Raw genomic sequence first — 12,901 nt, 5'->3', positions numbered from 1 at the left:
GGGAGACTCAGGTGCTATGTAGCAATCTGTGGTACTGACACCTTTACCAGCACTTTTTTGCTAAAAGACAGACCGTTTTCATTTTTGTCAATGATAATCGTGTCTCCAGAGATAAAAGTATTCTCCAATAACTTGGTGGCGAGGGGGTTTTCTACTTCTCGCTGAATTGCCCGTTTCAGTGGGCGGGCACCGTAAACTGGGTCATAGCCTGATTCAACAAGGTGATCGCAGGCTGATTGGGATATCTCAAAGAAGATTTTTTGCTCGCGGAGGAGATTTTCTACCCGTTTGAGTTGAATGCGGATGATATGCCGCATTTCCGTGCGATTTAGTGTATGGAAGAGAATAATGTCATCGACGCGGTTGAGAAATTCGGGGCGGAAATGCGATCGCAAGTTTTCCATTACTCGCTTCCGCATCGTTTCATACTTGGAATCATCACCAGATACATCCAAGATATGTTCGCTACCAATGTTACTGGTCATCACAATGACGGTGTTACGAAAATCTACCGTCCTTCCTTGAGAGTCAGTAACTCTCCCATCATCCAACACCTGCAATAAAATATTGAACACATCGGGGTGTGCCTTTTCCACTTCATCCAACAGCACCACTGAGTAAGGACGGCGACGAATCGCCTCGGAAAGTTGACCGCCTTCTTCATATCCTATGTATCCTGGAGGCGCACCCACTAAGCGAGAAACTGAGTGTTTTTCCATATACTCAGACATATCCAAACGCACCAATGCATCTTCAGAATCAAAGAGAAACTGAGCTAAAGCACGGGCAAGTTCGGTTTTACCCACACCTGTAGGACCCATGAACAAAAATGAACCAATAGGACGAGAGGGATCTTTCATCCCTGCACGGGCGCGGCGAATTGCGGCTGCTACTGCTTCTACAGCCTCTTCTTGCCCAATGACTCGTTGATGCAAATGACTTTCTAATTGCAGTAATTTTTGCCGTTCCGATTCCAACAAGCGATTGACGGGGATTCCTGTCCACTTTGCGACAATTTCGGCAATATCGGCTTCGGTGACTTGTTCTCGCAGCAATGTGGAACCTTGGTTTTGAATTTCTAAAAGGTTCGCTTCTTTGGCTTCGCGCTCGTGCTGCACTCCCTCCAATTTGCCATACTTCAATTGGGCAGCTTTATTTAGATCATAGGCGCGTTCTGCCTGTTCAATTTGCACTCGCAGCGCATCTTCTTCTTTCTTTAAGGCGCTTATAGCCTCCAATATCTGCTTTTCACCTTGCCATTGCTCATTAAATATTTGCTGTTTTTCCGTTAAATTGGCAATTTCTTGCTCAATGCGCTCTAAACGTTCTTTCGTTTGGGGAGTACCCTTTTCTTCGCCAGCTAATGACAGCTTTTCCATTTCTAACTGCATGAGGCGGCGATCAATGGTTTCCAATTCGGCTGGTTTGGAGGTAATCTCCATTTTCAACTGTGCTGCTGCTTCATCTACTAAGTCAATAGCTTTATCTGGTAAGAAGCGATCGCTAATATAACGTGCTGACAGGGTTGCTGCTGCTACCAAAGCCGAATCAGAAATTTTGACGTTGTGATGCACTTCATAGCGTTCTTTCAATCCCCGCAGAATCGAAATAGTATTTTCCACACTTGGCTGATCGACAAATACTTGCTGAAAGCGGCGTTCTAGGGCGGCATCTTTCTCAATGTGTTTGCGGAACTCGTCGAGGGTTGTCGCGCCAATACAACGTAGTTCTCCCCGCGCCAGCATTGGTTTGAGCAAATTTCCCGCATCCATAGCCCCTTGTTGGCTAGAACCTGTACCGACTACGGTATGTAGTTCGTCAATAAACAAAACAATGTCACCGTTAGATTCAGTAACTTCCTTGAGAACCGCTTTTAGACGTTCTTCAAATTCACCTCGTAATTTTGCTCCAGCAATTAAACTGCCGATATCTAACGAGATCAACTTGCGGTTTTTCAGAGATTCAGGAACATCACCGTTTACCATCCGTTGTGCTAATGCTTCTGCGATCGCTGTTTTACCTACTCCAGGTTCACCAATCAGTACGGGGTTATTTTTACTACGACGAGACAATACTTGAATTACCCGCCGAATTTCATCATCCCGCCCAATTACCGGGTCGAGTTTTCCAGCTTTTGCCTGTTCTGTCAAATCTCTACCAAATTTTAGTAAGGCGTCATAGCGGGATTCTGGGGTTTGATCTGTCACCTTTTGGCTACCGCGAATAGTTTTGATAGTAGCTTCGAGTTTAGGTGCATCTGCGCTAAAGCCTTTGAGTATCTTTCGTCCAATGCGATCGTCTTCAGCAAAGGCCAAAAGTATGTGTTCCACGGAAATGTAGGAGTCTTTCATCCTGGCTCTAGCTTCCTCGGCTCGGTCTAGTAAAATATCTAAATTACGGCTAAGGTAAAGCTGATCGCTTTTACCAACTTTCGGCTGGCGTTGGGTAAAGGCTTCTAGTTGCTGCTGCAAGCGGATTGGATCGACCTCAGATCGAGCCAGGATACGTATTGCTAGACTAGTGGGTTCTTCTAACAGGGCAATAATTAAATGTTCAACATCTAGTTGCTGTTGTTGATAAGCACGGACTATATCCTGAGATTTAACAATTGCTTCCCAGGCTTTATCAGTAAATTTATTTGGATCTGTAGGTTGCATCTTTAGAATTTTGGAATTTGGATTTTTAGTTTAAGGATTGGGGATTATTAAAGGGAGTTGGGAGTTGGGAGTGGTTGTAACCCTACTCCTTAATACCCAGATAATTATCCAAACATTCTCAGCGTATATCCGCGTGTATCTCCGGTGGCAATTTGGGATTGGCAATTGATGATAATTTAATCCATTACCTATTTCCTAATTTAAAACGAAAACACTGTTATGAGCAGACTTTCCCCGATGGTGTTATTGGAGCGATGTTTACGACGGACTATTCGACTTCGCTATTAATGTTGCTCATCAAGGACAGTATTGGAGTAAAACTAATAGGATTTACGTAGAGGAGATCCCTTAACCCGCCTAAAAGGGGAAAAGTCTTGCGCGTCTGGGTTTACTGACACGAGACGACAGTGTGCAGGAAGAATAAATCTCTCTCCAGCTCAACTTTTTAAGACATCTGTGTGGATTTTCCTATGGCTCTTAAGCACAAGTTGCTGCCCAGATTCTCGGCTTATTGAAGAAGTCGAGGATCTGAATCCAGCTTAAATAAATGACATTCCACCCTACCGGATAATTAATTTTTTGGAAATCCCTGATAAAAATTACTGACTCACAAGTTGCTCTTGTGATTCTTGTTTAACTCCCAATCCTTGGGTTCCCAGTTGAATCAGTTCAATTTTATACCCATCTGGATCTTCCACAAAGGCAATTACTGTCGAACCATGTTTCATCGTCCCTGGTTCGCGCACGAGTTTACCGCCCTGATTGCGAATTTCTTCACACGTAGCGTAAATATCATCAACGCCAAGGGCAATGTGACCGTAAGCATTTCCTAATTCGTACTTTTCCACACCCCAATTGTAGGTTAGTTCGATCACCGAGTTGTCGCTTTCATCGCCATAGCCAACAAAAGCCAGGGTAAATTCTCCCCCTGGAAAATCTTTCCGGCGCAGCAGTTTCATTCCTAGAACTTCACAGTAGAACTTTAAGGATTCTTCAAGGTTGCCCACCCGCAGCATTGTGTGTAGTAATCGCATATTGACCTTTTATCTGTGATTGATTTAGTGTTATTCTCTGCAAACATTTTACCTAGCTCAAAGTCTTAAGGTAAAAATGCCGTCACAGAAAGAATTAAAAGCCGAAAGGACAGGATAAACAATTACCCATTCTTGGCATTGCTCACTATCCCGATAATGGAAATCTTCTTTAATCTCAGCCGAGAAAGTCTCTTAACCGCCTATGCTAACGATTGGGTTAGGCAACTGGACTGGATGCGTAACACACTCGAATAAAGGATAAAGTACAGATGAGTAAATTTCTAGATACTGCCATTGAGGCGATCGCAGCCCGTGAAATTCTTGATTCACGCGGTAGACCGACAATTGAAGCCGAAGTGCATTTAGCTAACGGCGTTGTCGGACTGGCACAAGTTCCCAGTGGTGCCTCTACTGGCACTTTTGAAGCTCACGAACTGCGTGATGGTGATAAAAGCCGTTATGGGGGCAAAGGCGTACTCAAGGCAGTACAAAACGTCAGAGAAGCACTTGCACCAAAATTGTTAGGCTTGGATGCCCTTAATCAAGAACTGCTAGACCAGACAATGATTGCGATAGATGGTTCTGCTAACAAATCCAATTTGGGGGCTAATGCGATTTTGGGGGTTTCTTTAGCAGCTGCTAAAGCTGGTGCTGAGTCTCTAGAAATTCCTCTATATCGCTATTTGGGCGGACCTTTAGCGAATTTACTCCCAGTGCCGTTGATGAACGTGATTAACGGTGGCGCACACGCCTCAAATAACGTGGATTTTCAAGAGTTTATGATTGTCCCAATTGGCGCAACTTCCTTCCGGGAAGCATTGCGCTGGGGTGCAGAGGTGTTTGCTACCCTCAGTCAAGTGTTAGATGAAAAGGGTTTGCTTACTGGTGTCGGTGATGAAGGTGGCTTTGCCCCTAACCTAGAATCTAATCAGGTGGCTTTGGAATTGCTAGTTGCTGCCATTAAGAAAGCTGGTTACAAACCAGGGGAACAAGTAGCTTTGGCGTTAGATGTGGCGGCTAGCGAGTTTTACAAGAATGGTCAGTATGTTTACGATGGTAAACCTCACGCATCGGCTGAATTTATTGATTATTTAGGACAACTAGTTGACCAATACCCAATTGTGTCAATTGAGGATGGCTTACACGAAGAAGATTGGCAAAGTTGGCAATTGCTCACTCAGAAGTTAGGTTCTCAGGTGCAGTTGGTAGGAGATGACTTGTTTGTGACTAACGCTACTCGCTTGCAAAGAGGCATCCAGGAAAAAGCCGCTAATGCCATTTTGATTAAACTCAATCAAATTGGTTCACTCACCGAAACCTTGGAAACGATTGATTTGGCAACTCGCAACAGTATCCGTTCAGTAATTAGCCATCGTTCTGGTGAAACTGAAGATACAACGATCGCTGATTTAGCTGTAGCAACCCGTGCCGGTCAAATCAAAACAGGTTCTCTGTGTCGTAGCGAACGAGTAGCAAAATATAATCGCTTGCTGCGAATTGAAGATCAACTAGGCGATCGCGCCGTTTATGCTGGTGCTGTGGGGTTAGGGCCGAAGTAGAGAGTAGGGAAGTAGGGTATTTCCCCATTCCCCACTTCCCACTCATCACGGATAAAACCCCAACTTGGGCAACCCCAAGGTTTCATCCCAGCCCATCATCAGGTTTAGACACTGAATAGCTTGGCCCGCCTGTCCTTTGATTAGATTGTCAATTGCTGACATGACAATTACGCGACCTGTGCGTGGGTCAACTTCTACACCGATGTAACAAAGATTGCTGCCGTTAGCCCACTTGGTTTGGGGGTAAACGCCGCTACCGCAGACTCTTACCCAAGGAGAGTTGCGGTAGAAAGCCGAGAAAATTGTAATTAAATCATCTCGCACTAGACCTGGGTCGCTCATTGTGGCATATACTGTTGCCAAAATACCGCGTACCATTGGGATAAGGTGCGGTGTAAATTGGATCATGAGTTCGTGACCGGCTAAGTCACTGCAAATTTGCTCAATTTCTGGGGTATGACGGTGACGACCAACATTAAAAGCTGCTATGGAGTTGTCTGCTTCAGCTAGTAATAAGTTGGTTTGAGCCTGCCGTCCACTGCTAGATGTGCCAGACTTGGCATCGATAATAGCTGTTTCTGGCCTGATTAAGCCTTGCTTTAAGAGTGGCGAAAGTGCAAGGAGACTGGCAGTAGGATAGGAACCAGGACAGCCAATAAGTTGAGCTTCGGCAATGCGATCGCGATACAGTTCTGGTAATCCATAAACTGCTGTAGCTGCAATTGTGCGATCGCTTCTCTCTATACCATACCAATTTGTATAAGTTGTCAAATCACTGAACCGATAGTCTGCACTCAAATCTAGTACTTTACATCCTTTTTCCAACAATTTGGGCGCGATTTGGCAAGCCAGACCATTTGGTAAAGACAAGAAAACTACTTCACAACGGTGAGCAATTATTTCTGGTTCTACTGCTTCTATTAGCAGGTTAGTTGCATGAGCCAGATGCGGGTAGAGATCCCCAAAAGATTTCCCGATACTACTTTCACCTCCTAAATAAACTATTTCGACTTCTGGGTGATCCATCAGTAGTCGTACTAACTGCACTCCACCATAGCCCGACGCGCCAACAATCCCAACGGGTACGCGTCTAAATTTGCCCATGATCTGAAATCCTTATCCCATGAATGGTTAATTCGTTCTCAGCTATCAACAATATCAGCGACCAGACGCACAGCGCACAAAAGGTCTTAAACCCCTCTACTTTGTTCTGAGAAGATGGGGGAGCAAATAAACGATTATTATTCTTCTTCATCCCCTTCATCCTTTTCTGTCGCTGCACTTTATCCCCACTTTTTATGACAAAAATTTTTGCTCGGTTATCAAATCATTGCTAGTCTACTTCTCTGCCTTATAAAGGAGCTACAATCTAAAAGAAGAAATTGTTAAAAAAATTTACGTTTATAGCTGGAAATCTTTCTGTGTCACAGCCTAATCCTACCCAAGCTTTTAAATTTGATTCGATTGATGCCGCTTTAGCAGACCTAAAAGCTGGTCGCGTCATTGTAGTGGTAGATGATGAAAATAGAGAAAATGAAGGCGACTTAATTTGTGCTGCCCAATTTGCCACACCCGACACGATTAATTTCATGGCGGTGGAAGCAAGAGGACTAATTTGTTTGGCAATGACAGGCGATCGCCTAGACGAGCTAGACTTACCCTTGATGGTAAGCAACATTACAGATACTAACCAAACTGCCTTCACTGTCAGTATTGATGCCGGGCCAGAATTAGGTGTCACCACAGGCATCTCAGCAGAAGACCGCGCCCGAACTATCCAGGTTACTCTCAACCCGGCCACAAAACCTACCGATTTACGTCGTCCTGGTCATATTTTTCCCATTCGGGCTAAGGTTGGAGGCGTACTCAAACGCGCAGGACATACGGAAGCGGCTGTGGACTTAGCTAGACTAGCAGGGCTATACCCGGCGGGGGTAATTTGTGAAATTCAAAACTCCGATGGTTCAATGGCGCGGTTGCAGCAGTTGGTTGAATACGCTAAACGTCACAATTTAAAAATTATTAGTATTGCGGATTTAATCAGCTATCGCCTACAGCACGATCGCTTAGTGTATCGTGAGGTTATTACCAAGCTGCCTAGTCAATTCGGTCAGTTTGAAATTTACGCCTATCGTCATACCCTAGATAATACAGAACACGTTGCAATTGTCAAGGGCGATCCAGCTAACTTCAAAGATGAGCCAGTGATGGTGCGAATGCACTCAGAATGCTTAACTGGTGACGCTTTAGGTTCTTTGCGCTGCGACTGTCGGATGCAGCTTGTAGCTGCACTGAAAATGATTGAGTCAGCTGGTCAAGGTGTAGTTGTATACTTGCGTCAAGAAGGGCGGGGAATCGGCTTGATTAACAAGCTGAAAGCCTACTCGTTGCAGGATATGGGACTAGATACAGTGGAAGCTAATGAGCGTTTGGGATTTCCTGCTGACTTGCGAGACTACGGTATGGGGGCACAAATGCTCATGGACTTGGGTATCAAAAAAATTCGTTTGATTACCAATAATCCCCGCAAGATTGCTGGTGTCAAGGGTTATGGGTTAGAAGTAGTCGATCGCGTGCCATTGTTGATTGAGGCAAACGACTACAATTCCTATTATCTAGCGACAAAGGCGAAAAAGCTGGGTCATATGCTGTTACAGACTTATCTGGTAACAGTAGCAATCCACTGGCAAGATGACCCGGAAGCTGTGACGGAACGTTATGAACGCTTAGAGAAACTGCGACATTTAGCGAAAACTAACGATCTATTGTTGCAGGAAGAAGCGCGTCCCTTGGCGATCGCTATATTTGATGAGCCATCTTTAACAGTACACTTGGGTTTCGATCAGGCAAAAGTTGCTAGCTGTGATTGGTATCAGCAGAGTGGTCATCCTTATATACAAGCTATCTTCCAAATTCTGGACAACCTCGCAACTTTGCCATACATCCAGAAACTAGAATTTCTGATTTCTTCTGGTTGCGATCCTTTGAGTAATTTACAAGTCCAACTAGATCGGCAGACATTCGCACATGGTACATTGCCTTCATCGATTAGCGATCGCTTGGAGACGCAGCAAATTTACAGCTTTGGTAAGTAGCCACGAATTAAGAGAAAACTTTTTAAGGGGGTTGGAGATTTATTGTGCCTAAGTTTTACCTTCCCCCGAACTTTTCAGGCATTCTGCTACATCAACCGATTTCTCATCTCTTTCGGTAATAGTACTGGAATCGGCGAACCTGTGAATCCATCTACATCACGAGTAATGATCGCTTCCAACCCCAACTTCATCGCAGACGCTACTTGCACCGCATCTTCACTCATCAGTCAACCTCAATGCGATCGCCTGTTCTAGGACATTGCGATCCACTGCACAAATTTCCATCAGTGCTAACAATTGAGTCGCTGCGGCAATCGCAACTTCAGCACTTTTGGTCTGGCGTCTAACTAAATAATGTATATCCGTAACCGTTGTTGCCGACATAAATCCTTCAACTTGCCCCGATTCAACTGTCTCTAGCAAAAAAGCAGCATCCGCCACAAAAGGTTCACGCGCTAGCAAAGCATCCAGCAGAACATTCGTATCAAATAAAACTCGCATTACAGATACTTTTGCACCAACCGCTCATCTAGCATGGTTTTTACTTCTTCATCTGTAAATGGCTGGGTATTAGTCTTGGCAATACCGATTAAACTTGCAGCTAAACCCTTTGGCTTTAACGTTGGCTGAAGTTTTGGTTGGAGCGATCGCATCAATGTATTGATTAACTGCCAACGATCCTCGGCAGATAATCTCAGCACTTGATCTTCAAGTTCACGTAAGGTCATAGCATTTACAAAGTCAATTTCAAAATTGTCAGTCTTTTCCCAGATTACCTAAAATCAAAACACCTCTCCCCAAAAGCGAGAAGGGAAACAATTGTACTAGAAAAAATAGGGTGGGGTCGAAAATTGGTGATGACTAATTAATAATGAGTTGCCGACTTGCGATGATGCACAGCTGTCACGCCATCATTATCCAACAATTTGCCATTCTCGACAGTCGCATAAACTAGCCAGTGGTCGCCAGATTCCATCCGGTTTTGTACGGAACATTCGAGATATGCTAGAGCATCGGTAAGTATGGGAGAACCGCTTTCCGTTTCTTTGGCAGCGACATCAGCAAATCGGTCTTGTCCTGGCCCAAAAGGTTTAAGGAAGTGCTTCATCAATCCCAAGTGATTCCCCTCTTTAAGAATATTGAGGACAAATTTGTTTCCTGTATGCGTCAGTGTTTCTACTGCGCGGTCTTTGGCGACGGCGATGGTTAAACCAGGTGGACTAAAGCTGGCTTGAGATACCCAAGAAGCTAACATGGCACTGGAGCGATCGCCTTCCTTGGCTGTGAGAACGCAAAGAGAACCTACAATCCGACCAACTGCTTGTTCTACATTTGTTGCAGGTTGACTTGGCGATCGCACTTTTCTCGCTTTCTTCAGTGCTTGGGCAAAGTCGGTTCCGGCTTCTTCACATAATTGCAGGGTAGCATCGTCAGGTTTGAATTTTACGCGGATCGTATCAAAACCAAACCGATAGCCAGCATCTTTTAATTTACTCTCAATTAAATCAACCGCTTCCCCACTCCAGCCAAAGGAACCAAAAGCACCAGCGAGTTTATTGTTAGTAGCAGTGGATAGCACAATTCCTAATGCTGTTTGTACAGGTGTGGGTGCATGACCACCGAGAGTTGGAGAACCCATGATGAAACCACCGGCTTTTTCCACAGCTGCGCGGATTTCTTCTGGTTCAGTAAATTCGCAGTTAATCGATTCTACAGCGACACCAGCTTTGGTGATGCCACGAGCGATCGCTTGGGCTAATGTGGCTGTATTTCCATAAGCTGATGCATAAATTAACGCTACTGTCAAGTCAGCAGATGTTTGCTGTTGACTCCATTCTCGATAAGCCTTGGTCAATTCGATTAAGCCATAGCGTACCAAAGGTCCGTGTCCAGTGGCATACATTCTCACTGGAAAATCAGCTAGTTTATCCAGCGCTGTTTCAACTTGACGGGCGTGGGGAGCCATCAAACAATCAAAATAATAGCGCCGATCTTCGTTATATACTTCCCAACCTTCATCAAATACCTGATCTCCACAAACGTGCGCCCCAAATAACTTATCTGTGTACAGAACTTCTGTTTGCGGATCGTAGGTGCAAAGTTGATCTGCATAGCGGGGATTGGGGGTGGGAATAAATTGTAAATTATGCCCGTTACCCAAATCTAGAGTTTCTTCGCCCCGCATGACAAGAATTTGCAAGTCTGGATTTTCCAGCGCTGCACGTAAATTTATCGCCCCTGGATTAGAACACACAAAGGTGATTTGCGGAGCAATTTCTAACAAAGCTTTTAAAGTTGCAGCGCGGTTAGGATTTACGTGTCCCAAAATTACATAATCTAAATCTTCAAGATGGAAACGTTGCTGTAAAGCTTCTAAATAAATTTGCGTAAACGTTTCCCCTGGAGGATCGATTATGGCAGTTTTCTCACTTTCGATTAAATAAGAATTAGCAGTTGTACCCTTGGCAAGAGCATATTCAATTTCAAATCTGAGCCTTGACCAACTGCGCGATCGCAGTATTCTTGTATCTGTAGCTATTGGATAAACTTGAACGTCACGGGGTTTATTTTTTGACATGGCTGAAAGAAGAGTTATGAGTTATGAGTTATGAATTATGAGTTGAAGAAAGTCGTTAATCTAAATATTTTAACTTCCGTTGTGCAGACGATATTTTTATTAAACTCGTCTCTACAACTCCTAATTTTTAACTTCTAACTTCTAACTCCTAACTCCTAACTTTTTAGTAGTGATTACCAACTTTACGATGATGCACAGCAGTCAAACTTTCTGGCTTAGAAACCCGTCCGGCGTAGACTGTGCTGTATACTGCCCAGTGGTCACCGCAATCCATTCTACTGATGACTTCACACTCCATATAGGCGAGGGCATCGTTGAGGATGGGCGCACCATTTTCGGCTGGCTGAGTTCTCACACCTTCAAAGCGATCTGCACCAGGGGCGAACCGTTTCAAAAAGTGTTTCATTAATGGTTGGAAATTGCCTTCTTCTAAGATATTGAGAACAAAGCGATCGCCTACTTGCATGAGTGATTCTATTGCCCGATCTTTAGCGACTGCAATGGAGAATCCCAATGGTTTAAAGCTGGCTTGAGCAACCCAGGAGGCTAGCATGGCACTGGAAACATCGCCTTTTTTGGCAGTAATAATATATAACCCACCACTGATTCTACCTAGTGCTTTATCTAAATCAGCACCAAGGGATTTCATCGCTTTGATGCTGCGATCGCGTGTTACCCATTGAGCTAAGTCTGTACCCGCTTCTTCACACAACTTGTAAGTGTTTTCCGTGGGTGTTTGTTTAATCCGAATCGCTGGAAAAACTGTTGTCAAACCCAAATTGCGGAATTTACTCACCAAAGGATCTATTGGCTCATCATCACCACCGCCGGTTTCAAATACGCCGATAGCTTGCTTTTCTTTGGCAGATCCTAAAACTGTGCTGAGTGCAGCTTGGATGCTAGCAGCGCCCGAAGCCGGAGATAGACCAACGATTAGCCCAGCACAACGGCTAACTAATTCCCGCAGTTCTTGTAAATCGACTTCAGATCCCAAATCGACAATTTCCACGCCGACACCAGTTTTACCGATACCGTTGGCAATTGCTTGAGCTAGGCGATCGCTATATCCGTATTCGGAAACGTAAAATATTCCAACTGCCGTTTCTGCTTTGGTTTGGCTTTGGCTCCAAGTGCGATAACGTCCAACTAATTCCTCAACATTGTGAGATAATAATGGCCCGTGTCCTGTGGCAATCATACCGATGGTTTTCAGTTCCGCCATCCGCTTCAGCGCAGACAAAACTGACCGGGCATTTGGCCCCATCAAGCAATCGTAGTAATAATGAAAGTCTTCTTCAATCGCCGCTAAGTCTTCATCAAAGGTGCTATCTGAGCAATAGTGCAGCCCAAAAGCATCGCAGGTGTAGAGAGTTTTGGTTTTGTGGTCGAAGCTGAAAATGGTATCTGGCCAATGTAAATTTGGAGCAATTACAAATTCAAATTCATGACCATTCCCCAAATCTAAGCGATCGCCATTTTTCACAATCCGCCGTTTGAATGGCTGATGTACCAAATCCTCAAGAAACTGAATCGCCACTTTAGAACCGACAACAGTAATTTCTGGAGCCATTTGCAGCAAATCTTTAACTAAACCGCTATGGTCTGGCTCGGTGTGGCTGATAATCAAATAATCAATCTCTGTTGGATTAATTAGTCCGGTGAGCGTATCGAAGTATAGTTGACGAAACTTTTCATGGGAGGTATCAACTAACGCAGTCTGCTCCCCACGGATGAGAAACGAGTTATAAGTAGTACCGTTTTGCAGACCAAACTCAATATCGAAGCGATCGCGATCCCAATCCAAAGAGCGAATAGCCGTCGTCTCTTGAGCAATCTCTACAGTCTCTATGGTGAGCCGTTTTTCAGTTTTTTCGGTGAGCGCTACCATAACTCCCCTCCTTGACAAATTGAGTATTTATTCCTCTAGGCTTATTGTTACACGGCTTGAATGTTAATTTTTATTAAAAAACCTACAACT

The 12,901-nt window shown here is 44.4% G+C and carries 10 protein-coding genes; 2 read left to right on the top strand and 8 right to left on the bottom strand.

All coding sequences use genetic code 11. From position 1 onward, the window contains the following. Window positions 1–14: 14 nt before the first annotated feature. Window positions 15–2,657: an ATP-dependent chaperone ClpB gene (clpB, locus tag V7K60_RS24995; protein ID WP_334929324.1), complete on the bottom strand. Its 2,643-nt coding sequence runs from the start codon at window positions 2,655–2,657 to the stop codon at window positions 15–17. Window positions 2,658–3,256: 599 nt separating this feature from the next. Further along, window positions 3,257–3,691 carry a lactoylglutathione lyase gene (gene gloA, locus V7K60_RS24990; protein WP_334929322.1) on the bottom strand — a complete coding sequence of 145 codons (435 nt, stop codon included), beginning with the start codon at window positions 3,689–3,691 and terminating at the stop codon, window positions 3,257–3,259. A 269-nt stretch (window positions 3,692–3,960) separates the two neighbouring features. On the opposite strand from gloA, the gene eno reads away from it, so the two are divergent. After that, window positions 3,961–5,250, top strand: a complete 1,290-nt coding sequence (eno, locus tag V7K60_RS24985; protein ID WP_334929320.1) for a phosphopyruvate hydratase — start codon at window positions 3,961–3,963, stop codon at window positions 5,248–5,250. A gap of 45 nt (window positions 5,251–5,295) precedes the next feature. Here eno and argC read toward each other — a convergent pair whose 3' ends face one another. Next, window positions 5,296–6,354: an N-acetyl-gamma-glutamyl-phosphate reductase gene (argC, locus tag V7K60_RS24980; protein ID WP_334929319.1), complete on the bottom strand. Its 1,059-nt coding sequence runs from the start codon at window positions 6,352–6,354 to the stop codon at window positions 5,296–5,298. Between the two features lie 317 nt (window positions 6,355–6,671). Here argC and ribBA point away from each other — a divergent pair, with 317 nt between their 5' ends. Beyond that, window positions 6,672–8,345 (top strand): bifunctional 3,4-dihydroxy-2-butanone-4-phosphate synthase/GTP cyclohydrolase II, encoded by a 1,674-nt coding sequence (ribBA, locus tag V7K60_RS24975; protein ID WP_334929317.1) that lies wholly within the window; start codon window positions 6,672–6,674, stop codon window positions 8,343–8,345. Between the two features lie 86 nt (window positions 8,346–8,431). Here ribBA and V7K60_RS24970 read toward each other — a convergent pair whose 3' ends face one another. The 5 genes from V7K60_RS24970 to V7K60_RS24950 all read right to left on the bottom strand — a co-directional run bounded on the left by V7K60_RS24970 (window position 8,432) and on the right by V7K60_RS24950 (window position 12,811). Continuing rightward, window positions 8,432–8,569 (bottom strand): hypothetical protein, encoded by a 138-nt coding sequence (locus V7K60_RS24970; protein WP_334929315.1) that lies wholly within the window; start codon window positions 8,567–8,569, stop codon window positions 8,432–8,434. Beyond that, complete coding sequence (locus V7K60_RS24965; RefSeq protein WP_334929313.1) at window positions 8,562–8,846, bottom strand: PIN domain-containing protein; 285 nt, start codon at window positions 8,844–8,846, stop codon at window positions 8,562–8,564. Before V7K60_RS24965 ends, V7K60_RS24970 begins: the two co-directional genes overlap by 8 nt. After that, a complete protein-coding gene (locus tag V7K60_RS24960; protein WP_334929311.1) occupies window positions 8,846–9,073 on the bottom strand; it encodes a hypothetical protein in 228 nt (75 codons plus the stop codon). Before V7K60_RS24960 ends, V7K60_RS24965 begins: the two co-directional genes overlap by 1 nt. 137 nt (window positions 9,074–9,210) lie before the next feature. After that, window positions 9,211–10,923: a diflavin flavoprotein gene (locus V7K60_RS24955; protein ID WP_334929309.1), complete on the bottom strand. Its 1,713-nt coding sequence runs from the start codon at window positions 10,921–10,923 to the stop codon at window positions 9,211–9,213. Between the two features lie 163 nt (window positions 10,924–11,086). Further along, on the bottom strand, window positions 11,087–12,811 hold the full coding sequence (locus V7K60_RS24950) for a diflavin flavoprotein (protein WP_334929307.1): 1,725 nt from the start codon (window positions 12,809–12,811) through the stop codon (window positions 11,087–11,089). Between the last annotated feature and the right edge of the window lie 90 nt (window positions 12,812–12,901).

Origin of the sequence: Nostoc sp., from assembly GCF_036917555.1 — a bacterium.
In the GTDB taxonomy this organism is placed as follows: Bacteria; Cyanobacteriota; Cyanobacteriia; order Cyanobacteriales; family Nostocaceae; genus Nostoc.
This window is presented reverse-complemented; position numbering and strand designations above follow the sequence as displayed.